Below are 21,907 nucleotides of genomic sequence, written 5' to 3' on the forward strand. Positions count from 1 at the left end.
AATGCCAAGATATTACACAAGAGCGTGTAATTTCTATTTCGGCAAACAATCAAAAATTTTAGTAAATAAAAAAAAATCTATCCCTTTACATCAGATTAAAGAAATATCCTTCGACCATGTTGAGATAATTACAAGAAAAAAAATTAGAAAAATTTCAATAAATAAAATAAGAAATTTACCAAAAAAACTAAAAACAAAAATAAATTCAGATCTAAAAAAAATTAGGTCAAAAAAATCAAATTTTTCAAATTTAAATTTTAAAAAAATTCCAAATATATTGGGTGTTTTAAATTTAACTCCTGATAGTTTTTCCGATGGAGGAAAATTCAACAAAAAAAATAAAGGCGTCAGTCATGCGATCAATTTATATAAAACTGGTGCTTCGTTGGTAGATGTTGGTGGAGAGTCTACAAGACCGGGATCAAGGGAAGTAAATGAAAATCGAGAATGGTATAGAATTAATAAGACATTAAAATTAATTGTAAAAAAAATACCAATATCTTTAGACACAAGAAAATCTGCAATTATGGAGAATGGTATTAGAATGGGGGTTAAACTTATTAATGATGTTTCAGGATTAAGTTATGATCCTAAAACAATAAATGTTTTAAAAAAGTATAAAATTCCATTTGTGATACAGCATTCAGTTGGGACACCAGAAAATATGCAAAAGAATCCAATATATAAAAATGAATTATTAGATATATATGATTATTTTGAAGATAAGATTAAGTTAATAAGGTCTAAAGGTATTAAACATAATAATATAATTTTAGATCCAGGAATTGGATTTGGAAAAAATTTGAAACATAATATGAATCTTATAAGAGATGTTTCTATTTTTCATTCATTAGGTTTTCCTATACTAGTAGGTAATTCAAGAAAAAGATTTATTAAAGATATATCAAAAAAAAATGATAGCAAAACAAGGATTGGTGGAACTATGGCTTCTTCAATTTATTTAATGATGCAAGGAATTCAGATTTTAAGAATTCATGATGTTAATGAAGTTATGCAAGGTATTAAAGTTTTTAATCAGATAATCAAAAATTAATGGCAAAAAAATATTTTGGAACAGATGGAATAAGAGGAGCAGTCAATAGCAAATATATAAATGGAGATATGTTCTTTAAATTTGGACTTGCTAGTGGAACATACTTTAAATCTCAAAAAAAAAGAAAACAAACAGCAATAATTGCAAAAGATACGAGATTGTCTGGATATACCCTTGAACCAGCTCTTGTCTCAGGTTTGGCTTCTGCTGGTATGCATGTTTATACCCTAGGACCCTTACCAACTAACGCATTGGCTATGTTAACAAAAGAGATGAAGGCAAATATGGGTATAATGATTACCGCTTCTCATAACCCACATTTTGACAATGGTTTAAAATTGTTTGGTCCTGATGGAATGAAATTATCAGATAAAATAGAAAAAAAAATTGAGAGTCTCATTGATAAGAAAATCTCAAAAAATCTCTCGCATTCTGAAAAATTAGGAAGAGTTAAAAGATTAGAAACAGGTACCAAAAATTATATTAAAATATTAAAAAAAAATTTCACAAAAGAGTTCAATTTAAGAGGACTAAGAATAGTAATCGACTGTGCAAACGGTGCTGGTTATAAGGCAGGTCCTGAATTATTGAAATCATTAGGAGCTAAAGTGTTAGCAATAGGTATTAAACCAAATGGTTTAAATATTAATAAAAAATGTGGATCAACTTTTCCAAGAAATATTAGGTCTGCTGTAAAAAAATATAAAGCTCATATCGGAATATCTTTAGACGGAGATGCTGACAGAATTATTATGTGTGATGAGAAAAGCAATATAATTGATGGAGATCAAATTATAGCCGCTTTAGCAACAAGATGGAAAAATAAAAAAATGTTAAAAGGAGGAGTTGTTGGAACATTAATGTCAAATTATGGTTTAGAAAAATATTTTAAATCAATAGGAATAAAATTTTTAAGGGCAAATGTTGGAGATAGATATGTTAAAGAAAAAATGCAAAAATATAATTTTAATTTAGGTGGTGAGCAATCGGGACATATTATTTTAGGTAAATTTGCAACTACAGGAGATGGTTTATTAGTAGCTTTAGAAGCTCTTTTTGCTCTAAGAAAAGGAAAAAAGGCAAGTGAATTTTTTGAACAATTTAAGAAAACACCTCAACTTTTAAAAAATATCGAGGTAAAAGATAAAAATATTATTAATAAATCTGAGATAAAAAAAATTATAAAAAATGCACATAAATTAATTAAAGGTAAAGGAAGAATTTTAGTAAGAAAATCAGGTACAGAGTCTAAAATAAGAGTAATGGGAGAGAGTGAAAACAAAGCTCTTCTATATAAATGTGTGAACATGATTACAAAAAAAATTAAATAAATTGAAACCTAATTCTAAAATTTTAATTATTGCAGGATCTGACTCATCTGGTGGGGCAGGTATTCAAGCTGATATAAAAACTATTACTGCTCTTGGTTCTTATGCAATGACAGCAATAACAGCGGTTACATCACAAAATACCACAGGTGTAAAATCAATTGTTGGGATTAATCCAAAAGAAATTTTTAATCAAATTATTTATACTTGTAAAGACATAAGACCTGATGCAATAAAAATTGGTATGTTGCATTCTTCAGAGGTTATTAGAATGGTACTAAAAGCTTTGGATGTAATTAAAGTTAAAAAAATCGTATTAGACCCAGTAATGGTTGCTAAAGGTGGGGCTAAACTGATAGATAGTAAAGCTATTGAATTTTTAAAATTAAAACTAATTAAAAAAGTATCACTTATTACTCCCAATATTCCTGAGGCAGAAATTTTAACTAAAACAAAAATTATAACAAAAGAGGATATGATTTTTGCCGCTAATAAACTTATGGATTTAGGAGCTAAAAATGTACTTATAAAAGGTGGTCATTTAAAACATAGAAATGTATTAGATATTTTAATAAACACAAAAGATCTAAAGATCTTCAAAAGCAAGCGTCACAAAACAAAAAATACTCATGGTACAGGTTGTACTTTATCTAGCTCAGTTACAACTTTTTTATCATGTGGAAAAACAGTAAAGAAATCTTGTGAGCTTGGAATTAAGTATGTAAATTCTGCAATAAAATCAAACCCTAAATATGGAAAAGGTAATGGACCAATTAACCATCTAACTTCCTTAAAATTAAACAGAAAATTTAAATAATGAAAAATATAGTCGTTGTTGGATCTCAATGGGGTGACGAAGGTAAAGGAAAAATTGTTGATTGGTTATCTGAACAGGCTGATGTTGTAATAAGATTCCAAGGAGGTCATAATGCTGGCCATACTTTAGTGATTGATGGTGTTACATATAAATTGAGACTATTGCCATCTGGAATAGTTAGAAAAGGTAAAATATCAATTATTGGTAATGGAGTTGTCGTTGATCCATGGGCATTATTAGAGGAAATAGAAGAAATAAAATCTAAAGGCGTAGAAGTAAATGTAAATAATTTTATTATTTCGGAGTCGGCAAATTTAATTTTGCCTTTTCATAGAGAAATGGATGAGATTAGAGAAGATGCAGCAGGAAAAAGTAAAATAGGAACTACAAGACGAGGAATTGGGCCTGCATACGAAGATAAAGTTGGAAGAAGATCTATAAGAGTTATGGATCTAAGATCTGAAAAAAATTTAGATCAAAGACTCGATTCTGTATTAGTTCATCATAATGCGATTAGAAAAGGTCTAGGAAAAAAAACTTTTGAAAAGGATCAGCTTAAATCTGATTTGCTTAAAATAGCACCTAAAATATTAGAATTCTCCCACCCAGTTTGGTTAAAAATTGATCAATTTAAAAAACAAAAAAAGAAAATTTTATTTGAAGGTGCTCAAGGTATTTTACTTGATGTAGATCATGGAACTTATCCTTTTGTAACTTCATCTAATACTGTTGCTTCGAGCGCAGCGACAGGAACTGGGTGTGGTCCTAATTCTATAAATTATGTTCTTGGCATTACAAAAGCTTATACAACAAGGGTTGGAGAGGGCCCTTTTCCTACTGAGTTAACAAATGATATCGGTGAACTTTTAGGAACACGTGGAAAAGAATTTGGAACTGTTACAAGTAGAAAAAGAAGATGTGGATGGTTTGATGGTGTTTTGGTGAGGCAAACTATTAAAGTTTCAGGGATTGACGGTATCGCTTTAACAAAATTAGATGTACTTGATGAATTAGATGAAATTAAAATGTGTGTTGCTTATGAGCTTGATGGTAAAAGATTAGATTATTTACCTGCCGCTGTAGAGGACCAGATTAAAATAAAACCAATTTATGAAACTTTTCCAGGTTGGAAAGTTTCTACAAGTGGAGTCAAAAATATGGACTCGTTACCTGAAAACGCAAAAAAATATATTTTTGCTGTTGAAGATTTTATTGGTGCAAAGGTATCAAGTATCTCTACTAGTCCAGAAAGAGATGATACTATTTTAATTGAAAACCCTTTTGAAGTTTAATTTGCGGGTAAAAGATTTTTTGATTTAGCTAATAAAAGCATATGCTTTTGAAGTTTTTCAAATGCTTTATTTTCTATTTGTCTAACTCTTTCTCTGCTAATTTTATATTTTTTACTTAAGTCTTCTAGTGTAGTCGGGTCATCATTTAGTCTTCTTGAGTATAGAATTTCTCTTTCTCTATCGTTAAGAACTTTAATAGAGTCTTTTAATAAATCTTTTCTTTGCTCCATTTCCTCGTGCTGAGCAAATTTTAAGTCATGATCAAGCTCTTTATCTACCAACCAGTCTTGCCATTCATCACCATCTTCTCCAACTTGAGCATTAAGCGAGAACTCTTTTCCAGAAAGTCTTCTATTCATAGAAATGACTTCTTCTTTGCTTACATCGAGCTTATTAGCTATATGATCAACGTGTTCATCTCTTAAATCTCCTTCAGTTTCTGGAGAAATTTGATTTTTAATTTTCTTTAAATTAAAAAATAATTTTTTTTGAGCAGTAGTAGTTCCAATTTTGACAAGGCTCCAAGATCTTAAAATATATTCTTGAATAGAAGCCTTAATCCACCACATTGCATAAGTTGCCAATCTAAAACCTTTTTCTGGTTCAAATTTCTTGACAGCTTGCATAAGACCTACATTTCCCTCTGAAATCATTTCATTAATAGGCAAACCATATCCTTTGTAACCCATAGCAATCTTTGCAACTAATCTTAAATGACTAGTAACTAGTTTTTCTGCAGCTTTAATATTACCAGTCGTTTTCCAATTTTTTGCTAGCATATATTCCTCTTCTGCAGCTAACATCGGAAATTTTTTAATCTGCTCTAAATATGCAGATAGTCCACCTTCATTAGAAAGGGTTGGCAGATTATTACTCATTGTTGTGCTCATAGAGGTGTTTATTTAATTAATTATACCTAATTTTCAATAATTTATTCTTCAGTGTTTCTAAGCATTTTTAGAATATTATTTAGATCTTGTGGCAAAAGTGAGGAAAAAATCATCTCTTTCTTAGTTCGTGGATGTATAAATCCTAAAGTTTTTGCATGTAGAAATTGTCTATTTAATTTAGTAATTGAATTTTGGATATCTAAATCAATATTTTTTAACTTTTTATATTTTTTTTTATATTTATCATCTCCAACTAGGCTATTACCTTTATAATTCATATGTACTCTTATCTGATGTGTTCTTCCTGTTTCTAATTTACATTCAACTAAACTTAAGGTTGGTGTTTTCTGATTTTCAAAAATTTCAAGTGTTTTATAATTTGTTATAGCTTTCTTGCCTTTAGAACTACTAACTTCCATAAGTTGTCTATTTTTTGAACTACGAGTTATAAATGTCTCAATTCTTCCTGAGGAGGGTCTTAATTTTCCCCATATTAAAAGTTGGTACTCTCTTATAATTGTATGATCACTAAATTGTTTTGATAAATTTTCATGAGTTTCATTGTTTTTTGCAATTACAACTAAACCAGATGTATTTTTATCAATTCTATGAACAATACCAGGTCTTAACTCGTCACCTATATTTGATAAAGAATCCTTGTCATAATGCATCAATGCATTAACAATTGTCTTATCATAATTTCCAGCTCCTGGATGCATGATTATTCCGGCAGGTTTATTAATTACTAATAGATCATCATCTTCGTATATTATTACTAATTTAAATTCGTAAGGCTTAAGGGATGCTATTTCAGGCTCTGGAATCTTAAGATTTATAGTATCACCAATTGAGACTTTTTTTGACGGACTTTTAATTATTTCGTTATTTAGTGTTAACTTTTCTTTTAAAATTAAATTTTTAATCCTAGTTCTACTAATTAATTCCTCTCTTTTGTTAATTAAAACATCAACCCTTAAATTCTTCTCATTCTCATTCACTATAAAATTAATGTTTTTTTCCATAAAATATAATATTAATACTATATGCGCTTGTAGCTCAACTGGATAGAGCGCCTGACTTCGGATCAGGAGGTTCTGGGTTCGACTCCTAGCAGGCGCACCAATTTATTCTCCCATGTTTATCAAAGTTCCTTTTTCTCTTGCTTTATCGAAAGAGTAATAAAATACGGATATTGATAAAATTAAATAAAACCCATTAAGATAGACGGCATTTATTATATTTTCATAATTCACTGTTCCATTAACTAAAATATTTCTAGTCTCCTCAAAAATATATACTAATGGCAACGCGAAAGCGATTGATTGGAAGATTCCTGGCAGTGTTTCAACTGGGCAGTATATACAGCCAAAAGGTGCTAACAAAAACATAGTAGACCATGCAATATTTTCAAAAGATGGACCAAATCTTAATAATCCTGCTGACACAAGTAGACCAAGCGTAATTCCAAATAAATATAAACTTAAGAAAAGAAAAGCCAAAGGAAGACCAAGTTTTAACAATGAAATTCCAAACAATGGAGAAGTTAACAATATTGCTGGTATTAAACCAATTAAAGCTCTAATTAAAGCTGTTAAAACTAAAGAGATAATAATCTCACTAATTTTCATAGGAGCAATAAATAGGTTTGTAAAGTTTCTGCTCCAAATTTCCTCCAAAAATAACATATTAAAGCCAATACTGGTTCTAAATAAAAAATCATAAAGAATTGCACATGAAAGAATAACTCCTACCGCACCACTATAGTAAGTGCTATGAGCTGCAAAAAAATTAGAAATAAATCCCCAGAGAGTAATTTGAATTGAAGGCCAATAAATTAAGTCTAATATTCTTGGAAATGATCTAGTTATTAAATAAAAGTGTCTTAAAAAAAGACCATAAATTCTCATTAAATTCATTTTTGTTTTCTCGCAATTTCTAAAAATACTTCTTCTAAATTTCTTCTTCCATACTTTGTTATTAACTCTTCAGGAGTTCCTCTATCCACTATTAAACCATCTTTCATCATTAAAACAGAACTACATAATCTTTTTACTTCTTTCATATTATGAGAGGCAAGCAAAACTGATATTTTTTTTTCTTTTTTGTATTCTTCTAAAAACGATCTTACAAAATCACCAGTTTCAGGATCTAATGAAGCAGTGGGTTCATCCAACAAAAGTACCGTTGGATCATTTATTAAAGCTTTAGCAAGACTTACCCTGTTTTTTTGTCCAGAAGAAAGTTCACCTGTAATTTTGTTTAAAAGGTCTTTTAATCTAAGTTTATTTGCAAGGTGATCTATTCGGTCATTTAAATTTTGAATATTATATAATTTTCCATAAACAATTAAATTTTGTTTAACTTTAAGTTTTTTAGGTAATTCAATATATGGTGAAATAAAATTCATTTTGTGAAGAAGTGAGATTTTGTTTTTTTCAATATTTTCTCCGTTGATTAAAACCTCACCACTACTTGGTTTTAATAATCCTAAAATCATTCCAATAGTTGTAGTTTTTCCACATCCATTAGGTCCCAATAAACCAACCATTTCATTTTCATTAATTTTAAAATTTATATTAGTTACTGCTATTTTATCTTTATATTTTTTTGATAGATTTATTACTTCAATAGAATTTGTCATCAATATTTAGAGGCTCTCTTTAATCTATCATTAATTGTTTTGCCAAGACCTTTGTTTGGTATCTTTTCGACTGCAATCTTTTTAAAACCATCGTTTTTAATTTTTCTTAAAGTTGAATATAAATTCTTTGCAGCTTCGTCTATATTTTTCATTTTGGATAAATAATAATAGTTTTTTAATTTTGATTTTCTTTTTTTAATTAATAAATAAGCCTCATCTTTTTTTGGTTTTTTAACATTGACTCTTAAAGGTATCCCAGGTGAGTAATGTAACGGAAATAAACCAGGTGATAATTTTTTTTTTGAATTTGTATTAATTAATAATTTTTTTTTTAAAACATTTTCGATTTTTTTAGTATCTAGGCCTCCATATCTTAAAAGTGAGGGCTTTTCTAAAAGGTTTAGTATTGTAGACTCAACTCCAATTTTACTTTTTCCTCCATTTAAAATATATTTTATTTTTGAACCAAATTCTTCTTTTACATCAGATGGTTTAACTGAACTTAATCTTGAGGATATATTTGCACTAGGTGCCGCAACCGGATAATCTAAATTTTTTAATAAATTTCTTAACAATTTATGTTTAGGAAAACGTACAGCAATACTTTTTTTATTATTAGTGACAAATTTTGATATTTTTGAGTTATTTTTTAATTTCAGAACATAAGTTATCGGACCTGGAGAAAATTTTTTGTAAAGTTTAACTAAATTATCATTTATATCACAGTCTTCTTTAAGTCTTTGAATATCGTAATAATGGACAATTAGAGGATTATTTAATGGTCTTTTTTTAAGACTAAATATTTTCTTAACTGCACTATTTGAGTAAGCGTTTGCAGCCAATCCATAAACAGTTTCTGTTGGTACCGCAACACAATGATTATTATCTAAATATTTTTTTGCTTTTTTGATATTTGATTGAATAGATTTCATGTATTAATAATTATTATTATATGAAAGATAAAATATTACCACTTGATTATGATCAGTATTCAGTTGAGGAGCTTACAGAAAAAGCAAATAAGATCATAGAGTCTCTAGAGAAGGAAAATGATTTAAACAATTCAGTTGACAGTTATCAAGAACTTCTAAAATTAAATAATATTATTGAAAAGAAATTTCATAAAAATTTTAAATCTATTGGGGAAGAGACAAATAAAAAGATTAAAGAGATAACTAAAAAAAATGAAAAAACAGCTTAATAAAATAGCTAAGGATACAAATATTTTCCTTAAAAAATATATTAATTCACAGAAATATTCTCAGCTAAAGTCACCCATGAAGTATGGTTTGTTTCCAGGTGGAAAAAAAATTAGATCTAAAATCTTAATGGACTTAGGGTCATTATTTTCAATAGATTATAAAACATTGATAATAGTTGGGTCGGCTGTTGAATGTATTCATGCTTATTCTCTTATTCATGATGATCTACCCTGCATGGATGATGATGATATAAGAAGAGGAAAACCTTCGGCTCATATTAAATTTGGTGAGTCTACAGCAGTTCTAGCAGGAAATTCATTACTGACTTTAGCTTTTGAAATTTTATCAAGTCCTAAATTGAAATTAAATGAAAAGATAAAGATCAACCTAATCAAAAAATTATCAGAATGTTCAGGACATTTAGGAATAGCTGGTGGGCAATATTTAGATTTAAGTTATGAGAGAAAGAAAATATCAAGGAATAAAATATTAGAAATGGAAATAAAAAAAACTGGAATGTTATTTAGTTTTTGTTGTGCAGCTCCAGCAATAATTAAAAAAAAAACAATCCGAGAAATTAAATTTTTTGAAAATATTGGATCGAAAATTGGTTTATTATTCCAAATAGCTGATGATTTAATTGATCTGAAAAGTAATTCTAAGGAAGCTGGAAAAAAAACAGGAAAAGATCAAAAAAAAGGCAAGGCAACACTTATAAATTTAATAGGCTATGATGACTCACTTAAGTATTGTGATAAGATAATAAAAGATATTAATAAGAATTTAAGAAAATATGGTACAAGATCTGAAAAAATAAATGAAACATTAGGCTATATATTGAATAGAAAAAAATGAAAAAAAATTACCAATTTTTAAATAATATCAACTTTCCATCTGATTTAAGAAAAGTTTCTGAAAATAATTTACAAAAAGTAGCAGATGAGGTTAGGGAGGAAATGATAAGTGCTGTTTCAGAAACAGGAGGTCACCTTGGTGCTGGTTTAGGAGTTGTTGAATTGACAGTTGCACTTCATTATGTTTTTGATACCCCAAATGATAAATTAATATGGGATGTTGGCCATCAATCTTACCCACATAAAATTTTAACTGGAAGAAAAGATAAAATTAGAACTTTACGGCAGGGCGATGGTTTATCAGGTTTTACAAAAAGATCTGAAAGTGAGTATGACCCATTTGGAGCAGCACATAGTTCAACATCTATTTCATCTGCATTAGGAATTGCAGAGGCAAATAAATTAGAAAATAAGTCTTCCAATGTAATAGCTGTAATAGGTGATGGAGCAATTAGCGCAGGTATGGCTTATGAGGCCATGAATAATGCCGGGGCATCTAAAACAAAAATAATTGTTATTTTAAATGATAACGACATGTCAATTGCAAAACCAGTTGGAGCAATGAGAACTTACTTGGCAAAATTATTTACTGGTAAAATATATTTTAGTCTTAGAGAAACCTTAAAATTAATTACATCTGCATTTTCAAAAAGGTTTAGTGCTAAAGCAGGAAAAGCAGAAGATTTTTTCCGTTCAGCAGTTACTGGAGGTACATTGTTTAGTTCACTTGGTTTTTATTATGCAGGTCCTATAGATGGTCATGATTTATCAAGCCTAATTCAAATTTTAAAAAACGCAAAAGAATCAAGACATGAGGGCCCTATAATGATTCATATCAAAACTCAAAAAGGAAAAGGTTATTCTTATGCAGAAAAAGCAAATGATCATTATCATGGGGTGTCAAAATTTAATGTTGAGACTGGCGAACAAGTAAAGAGTAAATCAAACCTTCCAGCTTATACAAAAGTATTTGCAAACACGTTAGTTAAGCATGCCAAAAAAGACAGCAAAATAGTAGGAATAACAGCAGCGATGCCAGGAGGGACTGGTATGGATATTTTTGGCAAGGAGTTTCCAAATAGAATGTTTGATGTAGGAATAGCGGAACAACATGCTGTAACTTTTGCAGCCGGTCTAGCAACCGAAGGGTACAAACCATATGCTGCAATTTATTCTACATTTTTACAGAGAGCATATGATCAAGTTGTCCACGATGTTGCCATCCAAAGTTTACCAGTTAGATTTGCGATAGATAGAGCAGGATTAGTTGGTGCTGATGGATCTACACATGCTGGTTCATTTGATATAACTTACTTATCAACTTTGCCTAACTTTGTAGTAATGGCAGCAAGTGACGAAGCTGAACTAGTTAAAATGATTAATACTTCAGTAGATATAAATGACAGACCTTCTGCAATTAGATATCCAAGGGGAACTGGAGTAGGTGTTGATCTCCCATCAATAGACGAAAAAATTGAAATTGGTAAAGGAAGAGTCGTTCAACAAGGGACACAAGTTTGTATTTTAAACCTCGGTACTCGACTTGAGGAGTGTAAGTTAGCCGTAGAGGAATTAAAAGCAAAGGGAGTTTCATCAACTTTGATAGATGCCAGATTTGCCAAGCCTTTAGACGAAGAACTTATACTAAAATCCGCCAAGGAACATGAGATTATGATAACTATTGAAGAGGGATCAATAGGTGGTTTCGGTTCCCATGTTAAAAATTTATTAGCTCAAAGAGGAGTATTTGATAAAGGTTTAAAATTTAGATCAATGACTTTACCAGATGAATTTATTGAACAAGATGATCCAAAAAAAATGTACGATAAAGCTGAATTAAACAGTTCTCAAATTTCTAAGAAAATTGCTGATATTTTGTTTCAAAAGGAGACAATAAGAGTTGTGAAAAATTAATTTAAGTTAACTACATTGGGCTTTATTCATTAAGTAGTGGTCAAGTAAAACACAGTTCATCATAGCTTCACCAATTGGTACAGCTCTAATTCCTACACAAGGATCATGTCTACCTTTAACAGATATTGAAGTATTTTTCCCAAATTTATTTATAGTTTTTCTTCTAGTTAAAATTGACGATGTTGGTTTGACAGCAAAAGATGCAACAATTTCTTGGCCCGTAGAAATTCCACCAAGAATTCCACCTGCTTTATTTGAATTAAATTTTAATTTATTTCCTATTGAAGAAATTTCATCTGAATTTTGTTCTCCGCTTAATTGTGCTGAGTTCATTCCTGCTCCAATATTTACACCTTTAACTGCATTAATACTCATTAGACCTGAAGCTATGTCAGTATCTAATTTTGAATAAATTGGAGCACCTAAACCAACCGGGATACCTCTTGCTCTTATTTCAATTACTGCTCCGCATGAGGATCCTGATTTTCTTACACCAAGCAAATATTTTTCCCATAATTTAATCATTGATTTATCTGGACAAAAAAATGGATTTTTTGAAATTACTTTATCGTTCCATTGATTTGTATCACATCCAAGAATTCCTAGCTGAGTTACTGCACCAATTACTTTAAATTTTTTACCTAATTTTTTTTGAAGTACAACTTTTGCTATTGCACCGGCCGCAACTCTTGCTGCAGTTTCTCTAGCAGAAGATCTGCCACCACCTCTATAGTCTCTAATTCCATATTTTTTAAAATAAGTAAAATCCGCATGACCTGGCCTGAACTTATCTTTAATATTAGTATAATCTTTAGATCTCATATCTTTGTTGTAGATTATGAGAGAAATAGGTGTTCCTGTAGTTTTACCCTCAAATACTCCTGACAATATTTGAACTTTATCATCCTCTTTTCGCTGAGTTGTGAATTTAGATTGACCTGGTTTTCTTTTGTCTAATTCTATTTGAATATCTTGCTCTTTAAGATTTATATTTGGAGGACAACCATCAACAATACAACCAATTGCAGGCCCATGAGACTCTCCCCAAGTGGTGAAACGAAATAGCTTTCCAAAAGTATTAAATGACATTATCTATATTATATAGATTATTTTGTTTAAATTATGAATCAAAAAAACTCTTTAGGTCTTAATAGTTGCTTTCTTGATATAGATGATCCAATTCAATTATTTCATGAATGGATGGAGGAAGCAAAGAAAACTGAGCCAAATGATCCAAACGCTGTTGCTTTGGCCACGTCAAATAAAAAAAATATTCCTTCGGTTAGAATGGTTTTACTTAAAGATTTCAACAAAGATGGATTTGTATTTTATACAAATTTAAATAGTCAAAAGGGAAATGAATTAAAAGAAAATCCATATGCTGCGATGTGTTTCCATTGGAAAAGTCTCCTAAGACAAATAAGAATTAATGGAAAGGTGTCATTAGTTTCTGATCAGGTTGCAGATGAATATTATTCATCTAGAGCGTATGAAAGTCGAATAGGAGCATGGGCTTCTAAGCAAAGTGAAGAATTAAATTCGCGAGAACAATTGATAAAATCTATGCAAGATTACAAAAAAAAATATAGCAACAAATCAGATGTACCAAGACCAGGTCACTGGTCTGGATGGGTTTTATCTCCAAATAGTATTGAATTTTGGTTAGATGGTGAGAACAGAATTCACGAGAGATTAAAATACAATAAAGATAAATCCGGGAAGTGGATAAAGTCTTTATTAAGTCCTTAAAAATTTCTTGATAAACTAAATGATGTTAATCTTTTAAGAATATTTCTTTCTTCAGAATCTTTAAATACACTTAGAGAATTTGAGGCTAAATTTATATAGTGCTGTGCTTTTTGATAGCATTCCTGAATTATTTTATACTTATTTATAAGAGCAATAATTTCATTAAAGTCATCTTTTGTTCTTAACTCTTTTTTAAACATATTTGATAAAATTTTCTTTTCATCATTTCCTAATTTTTGAAAAAGTAAAATTATTGGTAAGGTAATTTTTCCTTCAAAAAAATCTTGACCAATTTTTTTACCAAATAGTTTGAGCTCAGCATTATAGTCTAGTGTGTCGTCAGCTATTTGAAAAGTTAATCCCAAGTTTCTTCCATAAAACTCTAAAGCATCTTTTTCTTTATTTTCTGTATCAGATAAAATTGCTCCAACTTTAGTTGCTGCTGCAAATAACTCAGCGGTTTTAGCTGAGATTATTTTCAAATATGTCTCTTCCAGCATATCAACTTCACCTTTGTGTTGAAGTTGTAGAACTTCTCCTTGAGCAATTTTAGATGAAGTGGATGATAATAATTTTAAAACTTCTAGGTTGCCGTCTTCTACCATCATTTCAAAACATCTACTCAATAGATAATCTCCAATTAAAACTGACGAATGATTATCCCAAACTTTGTTTAAAGTTTCTTTTCCTCTTCTAACAGTGCCTTCATCAATTACATCATCATGCATCAATGTAGCGCTGTGAATTAATTCAACACACGCAGCTAAATTTATATCTCTAGAGCCTTTAGAGTAACCACATAATTTTGCACTACCCAATGTTAGTAAAGCTCTTAGTCTTTTTCCTCCAGTTTCTATATGATAATCTGTCATTTTTTGAACCAGCTGTACGTCACTATATAATTTTGATTTTATTTTTTCTTCGGTTAAAACCAGTTTTTCTTCAACCGAGTCTTTAAGCTGAAAATATGAATCATTTATTTGATTTTTAAGCTGTACAACTGTTCCCATAAGATTTTTAAATTAGTATAATTTGTTTATATATATTACTTATCAATTGACGCACCAGTTTCTTCAATTATAAGTAGTCTTTATATTCAATAAATAATTCTATAAGACTTACCTATGTTCTCTTTTTTTAAAAAGAAAAAAATTGTTGCTCACTTAAAATTAAGTGGAGTCATTGGTAATGCTGGAAAATTTAAACAAGGTATTGATTTTGCGGGTCAAGAAGAACTAATTAAAAAGGCTTTTTCTCTGAAAAAAGCAACATGTGTTGCTATATCAATCAATTCTCCAGGAGGATCACCAGTTCAATCTCATTTAATTTACAGTTTTATTAGACAACAAGCAAAAAAATACAAAAAAAAAGTTATTGTATTCGCTGAAGATGTAGCAGCTTCTGGAGGTTATTTGATTTCTTGTGCTGGGGACGAAATTTATGCAAATTCAAGTTCAATAATTGGATCCATAGGAGTGATATATTCTTCTTTTGGATTTACAGAGTTAATAAAAAAAATTGGGGTTGAAAGAAGAGTTCATACTGCTGGTAAAAACAAAAGCACACTTGATCCATTTTTAGAAGAAAAAAACGAGGATATTGAAAGATTAAAAAATATTCAATTGGATCTTCATCAAGACTTTATAGATGTTGTTGAAAAAAGTAGAGGATCAAAATTAAACAAATCTGATGTAGAACTTTTTTCAGGTGAGTTTTGGTCAGGCAGTAAAGCAAAAAATTTAGGATTGATTGATGGAATAGGTAACGCACATGAAATATTAAAAGATAAATTTGGTGATGATGTAATTATTAAAAAATTTGAAAAATCAAAAGGATGGTTAAGTCAAAAACTTTCTTCATCTAGCAATCAAGTAGATCAAATAGCAAGTATTTTAGATGAAAGATCAATTTGGCAAAGATATGGTTTCTAAAGCAAAAAAAGAAAAAAAAAAAATTCAAACATTACAAGATACAATTTTAAATCTTCAGAAATTTTGGAGTAAAAAGGGATGCGTTATTCTTCAGCCTTACGATATGGAGGTTGGTGCAGGAACTTTTCATCCAGCTACTACCCTAAGATCACTAGGAACTAAACCATGGAAAGCAGCTTACGTACAACCATCAAGAAGACCCACAGATGGAAGATATGGAGATAATCCAAACAGGTTACAACACTATTATCAATTTCAAGTTTTAATCAAACCTTCTCCTGAAAATATAAAAAAACTTTATTTAAATAGTTTGTCTACTATAGGAATAGATCATAATGATCATGATATAAGGTTTGTTGAAGATGATTGGGAAAGTCCGACATTAGGTGCAGCAGGATTGGGATGGGAAGTGTGGTGTGATGGAATGGAAATCACTCAATTCACCTATTTTCAACAAATGGCTGGATTTGATTGTAAACCTGTATCAGTTGAAATCACTTATGGCTTAGAAAGAATTTGTATGTTCACCCAAAAAGAAAAAAATGTTTATGATTTATTGTGGAATGATGAAGGTGTAAAATATCACGAAGTTTTTCATCAAGCCGAAAAAGAATTTTCAGCATACAATTTTGAACATGCGAATGTAGAAACACTTTTGAAAATGTTTGAAATGCATGAGTCAGAGGCAAAAGATTTGGTAGAAAAGAAAATTTCATTACCAGCATATGATCAATGTTTAAAAGCCAGTCATGTATTTAATATTCTAGATGCAAGAGGTGCAATCAGTGTTGCACAAAGAGCTGGTTATATTGCAAGAATAAGAGATATTACAAAATCTGCAGCTGGCGTTTGGTTAGATAGTCAAAAATAATGTCAGAGTTTTTTTTAGAATTATTTAGTGAAGAAATTCCTTCAAATCTTCAACAAAATTTAAGGAAAGACTTACTTAAAAGTTTTAATGATTTATTTTTAGAAAAATCAATTTTATTTAAAAAAAGCTCGTCATATTCAACACCAAACAGACTAGTGGTATTATTTGAAGGTGTTCAAAAAAATGTTGTACTAAAATCTGAGGAGATTAAAGGTCCAAACATTAAGTCACCAGAGGAAGCACTAGAGGGGTTTGTAAGGTCAAATAAAATCCTAAAAAAGGATCTCTACCAAAAGAAAACAGACAAAGGAGAATTTTATTTTTTCAAGACAAAATCAAAAAAATTGCACACACATGAATTATTAGAGGAATTTATCCCAATATTATTAAATAAAATTCAATGGAAAAAATCAATGTATTGGGGAACTTTTGACCTAAATTGGGGTAGACCTTTAAAGTCAATTCTAGCTGTATTTGATAAAAAAAAGTTAAATTTTAATTTTCATCACCTAACATCTTCTAACTCAACTTTTATTGATAAAGAATTTGAGGAAAATAAAAAGTCTTTCTTTGAATTTAAAAATTATAAAAAATTTTTTAAAAAAATTGACATTATCGTTGATCATAATGAAAGAAAAAAATTAATAGAAAAAAAATTTAACAATATATTAAAAAATAAAAATATTAAGATCCAAGATAATCCTAGATTACTTAATGAAGTTGTAGATTTAACAGATCAACCAAATATCCTTCTTTGTGAATTTGATAAAAAATTTTTAAAAATTCCAAAAGAAATATTAATTATTACCATGCAATACCATCAAAAATATTTTCCTTTATTTGATAATAAAGAAAATATTACCAATGAGTTTTTAGTGGTTGCAAACAAAAAAGACAAAAAGGGATTAATTAAATTAGGAAATGAAAGAGTAGTTGAAGCAAGATTAAGTGACGCAGAATTTTTTTGGAAAAAAGATAAATCTCAAAATATGGTCAAAAAAGTAACTGAATTAAAATCAATGAATTATTTTAAAGGATTAGGAAGTTATTTCGATAAAGCCCAAAGAATGAGAAAATTGGGTGGAATGATATCTGATGAACTTTTAATCAGTAAAGAAAAAGTTGAATTGTCAGCATCAATTTGTAAAGTTGATTTATTATCAGAACTAGTAGGTGAATTTCCAGAACTCCAAGGTGTAATGGGAGGCTATTTTGCTAACGTACAAGGTTTTGATAAAGATTTAGCTTTGGCAATAAGTGAGCAATATTTACCTACAGGTTCAGGTTCAAGAGTTCCAAAAAAACCATTTAGCATAACTCTTTCTTTGGCTGATAAGATAGATACTTTAGTTGGTTTTTTTGGTTTAAATCAAAAGCCAACAAGTTCTAAAGATCCGTATGCTCTAAGAAGATTAGCATTGGGGGTAATAAGAATAATAGTCGAAAATAAAAAAGATTTTAAAATAAAAGATCTAATTAATTATTCTTCAAGCTTGTATTTAGATCAAGGTTTTGAAATTGATAGCCAATCTCTACAAAATGAATTATCAGATTTTTTAATGGATAGATTAAAATATCACATGAAGGAAGAAAATATTAGAAATGATATAATTCAAGCATCAACCAGTTCTTTTAACTTAGATCAAACTGTTATCATTTTTAATAAAGCTAAACATTTAAATAAAATTATTAACAAGCCAAATGGTTTAGACATTATTGCGAGCTATAAAAGAGCTTCAAACATTTTAGACAGTGAATTAAAAAAAGATAAAATAGAATTATCAAATACAACTGACCCTGGTATTTTTAAAACTGAGTTAGAAAAAAACCTATTTAAAAAAATTAGTGAGTTAAGAAAATATTTTTCAGGCATTAACAAAGATGAAAATTATGTTCAAACATTGGACAATTTAGCTAGCGTCAAAAGAGAGGTTTTTGACTTTTTTGATAATGTAATTGTTAACGAAGATGATCTCGTCATAAAGAAGAATAGGCTGGAACTAATCCAAATGATGTGTAAAACGTTCAACAATTATGTTAATTTTGCTTTAATCGACTCCCGTTAATGAAAAAACTTATTTTAAACTTTAATTCTAAGGATAGTAAAAAAATTAAAAATCCTAAAAACTTTTTAGGAGGAAAAGGTGCTAATCTCTCTGAAATGGGAAGAATGGGTCTTCCAGTACCCCCTGGTTTTACAATATCTACAAAAGTTTGTGAAATTTTTTATAAGGATAAAAAAAAATTAAATAAAAATTTAATTTCTCAAATTAAAAAAGAGTTAAAATTAATTGAAAAAGATGTTTCTAAAAAATTTGGTGACTTAAAAAATCCACTTTTGTTGTCAGTACGTTCTGGCGCAAGAGTATCAATGCCAGGCATGATGGATACCATTCTAAATTTGGGTCTGAACGATAAAACAGTTAAAGCTTTAGCAATCAAAACTTCAAATGGAAGATTTGCTAAAGATAGTTATAGAAGATTCATTCAAATGTACGGTAATGTTGTAATGGGTGTTGAAGGTTATCATTTTGAGGAATTAATTGAAAATTATAAACTTACTAAAGGTGTTTTGCTAGATACAGATTTAGACGAGAGTGATTGGGACGGATTAATTGAAGATTTTAAAAAAAAAGTAAGAGAAAAGGCAAAAAAAGATTTTCCTCAAGATGTTTATGAACAATTGCTAGGAGCAATAAGTGCAGTATTTTTATCTTGGGAAAGTAACAGAGCAAAAGTTTATAGAAAACTAAATCAAATTCCTGCTGAGTGGGGAACTGCGGTAAATGTTCAATCGATGGTTTTTGGAAATATGGGTGATAATTGTGCAACAGGAGTTGTGTTTACAAGAAATCCATCAGATGGATCAAATGAAATATATGGAGAGTATTTAATTAATGCACAAGGTGAAGACGTTGTAGCAGGGACAAGGACACCTCAGTACATTACAAAAAAAGCAAGGCAAGACGCTAACGTAAAAGAATTATCAATGGAAGAATCTATGCCAAAAGTATTTAAAGAATTAAAAAAAATTTTGAAAAAATTAGAGGTGCATTACAAAGATATGCAAGACGTAGAGTTTACAGTTGAAAGTAACAAACTATGGATGCTTCAAACAAGATCAGGAAAAAGAACAGCAAAATCAGCAGTCAAGATTGCAGTTGATATGGTTAAAGAAAAATTAATTTCTAAAAAAGAAGCTGTATTAAGAATTGACCCAAACTCTTTAGATACACTTTTGCATCCTACTTTAAATGAAAAAAGCTCAATTAATGTAATAGCAAATGGATTGCCAGCATCACCAGGTGCAGCCAGTGGTAAAGTTGTATTTACTTCAGAAGAGGCAGAAAGATTGACTGCAATGATGCAAGATACAATTTTGGTCAGAGTAGAGACCTCTCCAGAAGATATACAGGGTATGCATGCTGCTAAAGGAATTTTAACTGCTAGAGGAGGAATGACAAGTCATGCGGCTGTTGTTGCAAGAGGTATGGGCAGACCATGCGTTTCAGGATCGAGTGAAATTGATATAAACTATGAAAATAAATCTTTTAAAACTTCTTCAATGGAGATTAAAGAAGGAGACGTAATCACTATTGATGGCTCAACCGGAAGAATTATTGCTGGAAGTGTTTCAACTGTGAAGCCTGAAATATCTGGTGATTTTTCAAAGTTAATGTCTTGGGCAGATAGCTTTAGGAAATTAAAAGTAAGAACAAATTCCGAGACTCCAAAAGATACCAAAACAGCAAAAGATTTTGGTGCAGAGGGTATTGGATTATGCCGAACCGAACATATGTTTTTTGATGAAGAACGAATTTTGTCTGTAAGAGAAATGATATTATCTAAAACGAAAGAAGACAGAGCAACAGCATTACAAAAACTGCTACCGCATCAAAGAAAAGATTTTATAGATATATTTAAAATCATGAGTGGATTACCAGTCACAATTAGATTGTTGGACCCACCATTACATGAATTTTTACCACGTACAAAAAAAGAAATTAATGATGTTGCTAGTATAGTTAATCTCTCAGTTAATGAGGTTGAGTCAAGAATTGAAGAGCTACATGAGCAAAATCCTATGTTAGGTCATAGAGGATGTCGTCTAGGAATATCTTTCCCTGAAATTTATGAAATGCAATGCAAAGCAATATTCGAAGCTTTGGTTTACCTTAAAAAAAATAAAATTAAATCTGCATTTCCTGAAATAATGATACCTTTAGTATCTACAGAGGCTGAGATTAAAATAATGAAAGAATTAGTAATTATAACTGCCAGTCAAGTTCAACAAGAAAATAAATTGAAAATAGAATTTTTAGTAGGAACGATGATTGAATTACCTAGAGCGGCAATAAAAGCAAAGGAGATCGCTAAGCATGCAGAATTCTTTAGTTTTGGAACAAATGATTTAACTCAGACTACTTTTGGTATCAGTAGAGATGATAGTGGTAAATTTTTAAATGATTATTTAGAAAATAAAATATTTTCTGTTGATCCTTTTGTTTCAATAGATGAAGGAGTTTCAGATTTAGTTGAAATAGCAGTAGAAAAAGGACGAAAACAAAACAAAAATCTAAAGTTAGGTATCTGTGGAGAGCATGGAGGAGATCCTCATAGTATATCTTTTTGTTCTAATGTAGGATTGAATTATGTTTCTTGTTCACCTTATAGAGTTCCTGTTGCAAGATTAGCTGCTGCTCAAGCTGAAATTAAAAAAAATAAAATTAAGTAGGGGGCGTTCTGTTTCCCCCTATAATTTAAATACTAACAGAAAATAAAGACTTTTTGAAACACTTCAATGTATTCTTCAATGTAAGTTTAGCATTTTTGACATGAACATTGTTTTTCGACTTCATTGTAAATACTAAAATATCGTGGAAGGTAGTATTCGTAGATATATTCAATCTAAAACATAATCTTACCATATTTAAATATTATATATTTAATTGTTAACCTTCTTAAAAAATAAAAAACTCACTTACATTTATGGAAAAATATAATCTGCCGAAAGGTTGGAAATACGAAGTATTTGATAAAAATGAAAATCCAATCGCAAAATACTATTCAGCACTAACTGATTATGGCGAAATGATAAAATACTCTGACATAATACATCCTAAAAATAGTAATATGTTTGCAGAATTTGATGACTACATAAACATCAAAAAAGAAGACTTAAAAGGAATTACTTTTGAACAACTATTGTTCTATTTAAAAAATATAGAACCAAAAGAAAAACAATCAAAGAAAGATTGTTTAATTCAATTATTAGATAAAAAACAAATTAAATATGATGAAGGACTATGGGATGAAGCAGTTTAATAAGTTGAAGTAATTAATACTATTACTATCTAATAAAAT

The 21,907-nt window shown here is 29.6% G+C and carries 20 protein-coding genes and 1 tRNA gene; 14 read left to right on the top strand and 7 right to left on the bottom strand.

Features of this window, described 5'->3' with window-relative positions; all coding sequences use genetic code 11:
• The first annotated feature begins 1 nt into the window (after position 1).
• The 4 genes from folP to ACTT88_RS00960 are packed head-to-tail and all read left to right on the top strand — an operon-like array spanning position 2 to position 4,491.
• Positions 2-1,054, top strand: a complete 1,053-nt coding sequence (folP, locus tag ACTT88_RS00945; protein ID WP_440907515.1) for a dihydropteroate synthase — start codon at positions 2-4, stop codon at positions 1,052-1,054.
• A complete protein-coding gene (gene glmM / locus ACTT88_RS00950; protein ID WP_440907516.1) occupies positions 1,054-2,385 on the top strand; it encodes a phosphoglucosamine mutase in 1,332 nt (443 codons plus the stop codon). The genes folP and glmM overlap by 1 nt, the downstream gene beginning before the upstream one ends.
• 1 nt (position 2,386) lies before the next feature.
• On the top strand, positions 2,387-3,199 hold the full coding sequence (gene thiD, locus ACTT88_RS00955) for a bifunctional hydroxymethylpyrimidine kinase/phosphomethylpyrimidine kinase (protein WP_440907517.1): 813 nt from the start codon (positions 2,387-2,389) through the stop codon (positions 3,197-3,199).
• Positions 3,199-4,491, top strand: coding sequence for an adenylosuccinate synthase (locus ACTT88_RS00960; RefSeq protein ID WP_440907518.1), 1,293 nt, complete (start codon positions 3,199-3,201; stop codon positions 4,489-4,491). Before thiD ends, ACTT88_RS00960 begins: the two co-directional genes overlap by 1 nt.
• Here ACTT88_RS00960 and rpoH read toward each other — a convergent pair.
• Complete coding sequence (rpoH, locus tag ACTT88_RS00965; RefSeq protein ID WP_440907519.1) at positions 4,488-5,369, bottom strand: RNA polymerase sigma factor RpoH; 882 nt, start codon at positions 5,367-5,369, stop codon at positions 4,488-4,490. The genes ACTT88_RS00960 and rpoH overlap by 4 nt on opposite strands.
• Before the next feature lie 53 nt (positions 5,370-5,422).
• On the bottom strand, positions 5,423-6,403 hold the full coding sequence (locus ACTT88_RS00970) for an RluA family pseudouridine synthase (RefSeq protein WP_440907520.1): 981 nt from the start codon (positions 6,401-6,403) through the stop codon (positions 5,423-5,425).
• 23 nt (positions 6,404-6,426) lie between these two features.
• Here ACTT88_RS00970 and ACTT88_RS00975 point away from each other — a divergent pair.
• Positions 6,427-6,503 (top strand) — tRNA-Arg (locus ACTT88_RS00975).
• 2 nt (positions 6,504-6,505) lie between these two features.
• Here the strand turns inward: ACTT88_RS00975 and ACTT88_RS00980 are convergent.
• The 3 genes from ACTT88_RS00980 to ACTT88_RS00990 are packed head-to-tail and all read right to left on the bottom strand — an operon-like array spanning position 6,506 to position 8,954.
• On the bottom strand, positions 6,506-7,297 hold the full coding sequence (locus ACTT88_RS00980; protein ID WP_440907521.1) for an ABC transporter permease: 792 nt from the start codon (positions 7,295-7,297) through the stop codon (positions 6,506-6,508).
• Positions 7,294-8,022: an ABC transporter ATP-binding protein gene (locus tag ACTT88_RS00985; protein ID WP_440907522.1), complete on the bottom strand. Its 729-nt coding sequence runs from the start codon at positions 8,020-8,022 to the stop codon at positions 7,294-7,296. The genes ACTT88_RS00980 and ACTT88_RS00985 overlap by 4 nt, the downstream gene beginning before the upstream one ends.
• Positions 8,022-8,954: an L-threonylcarbamoyladenylate synthase gene (locus tag ACTT88_RS00990; RefSeq protein WP_440907523.1), complete on the bottom strand. Its 933-nt coding sequence runs from the start codon at positions 8,952-8,954 to the stop codon at positions 8,022-8,024. The genes ACTT88_RS00985 and ACTT88_RS00990 overlap by 1 nt, the downstream gene beginning before the upstream one ends.
• Before the next feature lie 20 nt (positions 8,955-8,974).
• Between ACTT88_RS00990 and ACTT88_RS00995 the strand changes: the two genes are divergently transcribed.
• From ACTT88_RS00995 to dxs, 3 genes are read left to right on the top strand one after another with little or no spacing between them, the layout of a single operon-like run.
• Complete coding sequence (locus ACTT88_RS00995) at positions 8,975-9,223, top strand: exonuclease VII small subunit (protein ID WP_072090936.1); 249 nt, start codon at positions 8,975-8,977, stop codon at positions 9,221-9,223.
• Positions 9,207-10,079 (top strand): polyprenyl synthetase family protein, encoded by an 873-nt coding sequence (locus ACTT88_RS01000; protein ID WP_440907524.1) that lies wholly within the window; start codon positions 9,207-9,209, stop codon positions 10,077-10,079. Before ACTT88_RS00995 ends, ACTT88_RS01000 begins: the two co-directional genes overlap by 17 nt.
• Positions 10,076-11,992: a 1-deoxy-D-xylulose-5-phosphate synthase gene (gene dxs, locus ACTT88_RS01005; RefSeq protein ID WP_440907525.1), complete on the top strand. Its 1,917-nt coding sequence runs from the start codon at positions 10,076-10,078 to the stop codon at positions 11,990-11,992. The genes ACTT88_RS01000 and dxs overlap by 4 nt, the downstream gene beginning before the upstream one ends.
• A gap of 6 nt (positions 11,993-11,998) precedes the next feature.
• On the opposite strand, the gene aroC is transcribed toward dxs, so the two are convergent.
• Positions 11,999-13,081, bottom strand: a complete 1,083-nt coding sequence (aroC, locus tag ACTT88_RS01010) for a chorismate synthase (RefSeq protein WP_440907526.1) — start codon at positions 13,079-13,081, stop codon at positions 11,999-12,001.
• A gap of 33 nt (positions 13,082-13,114) precedes the next feature.
• Here aroC and pdxH point away from each other — a divergent pair, with 33 nt between their 5' ends.
• Positions 13,115-13,741, top strand: coding sequence for a pyridoxamine 5'-phosphate oxidase (gene pdxH, locus ACTT88_RS01015; protein ID WP_440907527.1), 627 nt, complete (start codon positions 13,115-13,117; stop codon positions 13,739-13,741).
• Here pdxH and ACTT88_RS01020 read toward each other — a convergent pair.
• Positions 13,738-14,751, bottom strand: a complete 1,014-nt coding sequence (locus tag ACTT88_RS01020) for a polyprenyl synthetase family protein (protein WP_440907528.1) — start codon at positions 14,749-14,751, stop codon at positions 13,738-13,740. The genes pdxH and ACTT88_RS01020 overlap by 4 nt on opposite strands.
• Before the next feature lie 114 nt (positions 14,752-14,865).
• Between ACTT88_RS01020 and ACTT88_RS01025 the strand changes: the two genes are divergently transcribed.
• From ACTT88_RS01025 to ACTT88_RS01045, 5 genes are all read left to right on the top strand, one after another.
• Entirely contained in the window at positions 14,866-15,672 is an 807-nt protein-coding gene (locus tag ACTT88_RS01025; protein ID WP_440907529.1) for a S49 family peptidase, read from the top strand.
• Positions 15,662-16,543: a glycine--tRNA ligase subunit alpha gene (locus ACTT88_RS01030; RefSeq protein ID WP_440908613.1), complete on the top strand. Its 882-nt coding sequence runs from the start codon at positions 15,662-15,664 to the stop codon at positions 16,541-16,543. Before ACTT88_RS01025 ends, ACTT88_RS01030 begins: the two co-directional genes overlap by 11 nt.
• On the top strand, positions 16,543-18,609 hold the full coding sequence (glyS, locus tag ACTT88_RS01035) for a glycine--tRNA ligase subunit beta (protein WP_440907530.1): 2,067 nt from the start codon (positions 16,543-16,545) through the stop codon (positions 18,607-18,609). The genes ACTT88_RS01030 and glyS overlap by 1 nt, the downstream gene beginning before the upstream one ends.
• Complete coding sequence (gene ppdK, locus ACTT88_RS01040) at positions 18,609-21,278, top strand: pyruvate, phosphate dikinase (protein ID WP_440907531.1); 2,670 nt, start codon at positions 18,609-18,611, stop codon at positions 21,276-21,278. Before glyS ends, ppdK begins: the two co-directional genes overlap by 1 nt.
• A gap of 254 nt (positions 21,279-21,532) precedes the next feature.
• Positions 21,533-21,868: a hypothetical protein gene (locus tag ACTT88_RS01045; protein WP_440907532.1), complete on the top strand. Its 336-nt coding sequence runs from the start codon at positions 21,533-21,535 to the stop codon at positions 21,866-21,868.
• Positions 21,869-21,907: the final 39 nt, after the last annotated feature.

The organism is Candidatus Pelagibacter sp. (assembly GCF_052046145.1).
Taxonomy (GTDB): domain Bacteria; phylum Pseudomonadota; class Alphaproteobacteria; order Pelagibacterales; family Pelagibacteraceae; genus Pelagibacter.

Bases quoted from the DNA above. Each gene is read 5' to 3' on its own strand.
- folP (WP_440907515.1), top strand. From the start codon at position 2: ATGCCAAGATATTACACAAGAGCGTGTAATTTCTATTTCGGCAAACAA.
- glmM (WP_440907516.1), top strand. From the start codon at position 1,054: ATGGCAAAAAAATATTTTGGAACAGATGGAATAAGAGGAGCAGTCAAT.
- ACTT88_RS00960 (WP_440907518.1), top strand. From the start codon at position 3,199: ATGAAAAATATAGTCGTTGTTGGATCTCAATGGGGTGACGAAGGTAAA.
- rpoH (WP_440907519.1), bottom strand. From the start codon at position 5,369: ATGAGTAATAATCTGCCAACCCTTTCTAATGAAGGTGGACTATCTGCA.
- ACTT88_RS00970 (WP_440907520.1), bottom strand. From the start codon at position 6,403: ATGGAAAAAAACATTAATTTTATAGTGAATGAGAATGAGAAGAATTTA.
- ACTT88_RS00980 (WP_440907521.1), bottom strand. From the start codon at position 7,297: ATGAATTTAATGAGAATTTATGGTCTTTTTTTAAGACACTTTTATTTA.
- ACTT88_RS00985 (WP_440907522.1), bottom strand. From the start codon at position 8,022: ATGACAAATTCTATTGAAGTAATAAATCTATCAAAAAAATATAAAGAT.
- ACTT88_RS00990 (WP_440907523.1), bottom strand. From the start codon at position 8,954: ATGAAATCTATTCAATCAAATATCAAAAAAGCAAAAAAATATTTAGAT.
- ACTT88_RS00995 (WP_072090936.1), top strand. From the start codon at position 8,975: ATGAAAGATAAAATATTACCACTTGATTATGATCAGTATTCAGTTGAG.
- ACTT88_RS01000 (WP_440907524.1), top strand. From the start codon at position 9,207: ATGAAAAAACAGCTTAATAAAATAGCTAAGGATACAAATATTTTCCTT.
- dxs (WP_440907525.1), top strand. From the start codon at position 10,076: ATGAAAAAAAATTACCAATTTTTAAATAATATCAACTTTCCATCTGAT.
- aroC (WP_440907526.1), bottom strand. From the start codon at position 13,081: ATGTCATTTAATACTTTTGGAAAGCTATTTCGTTTCACCACTTGGGGA.
- pdxH (WP_440907527.1), top strand. From the start codon at position 13,115: ATGAATCAAAAAAACTCTTTAGGTCTTAATAGTTGCTTTCTTGATATA.
- ACTT88_RS01020 (WP_440907528.1), bottom strand. From the start codon at position 14,751: ATGGGAACAGTTGTACAGCTTAAAAATCAAATAAATGATTCATATTTT.
- ACTT88_RS01025 (WP_440907529.1), top strand. From the start codon at position 14,866: ATGTTCTCTTTTTTTAAAAAGAAAAAAATTGTTGCTCACTTAAAATTA.
- ACTT88_RS01030 (WP_440908613.1), top strand. From the start codon at position 15,662: ATGGTTTCTAAAGCAAAAAAAGAAAAAAAAAAAATTCAAACATTACAA.
- glyS (WP_440907530.1), top strand. From the start codon at position 16,543: ATGTCAGAGTTTTTTTTAGAATTATTTAGTGAAGAAATTCCTTCAAAT.
- ppdK (WP_440907531.1), top strand. From the start codon at position 18,609: ATGAAAAAACTTATTTTAAACTTTAATTCTAAGGATAGTAAAAAAATT.
- ACTT88_RS01045 (WP_440907532.1), top strand. From the start codon at position 21,533: ATGGAAAAATATAATCTGCCGAAAGGTTGGAAATACGAAGTATTTGAT.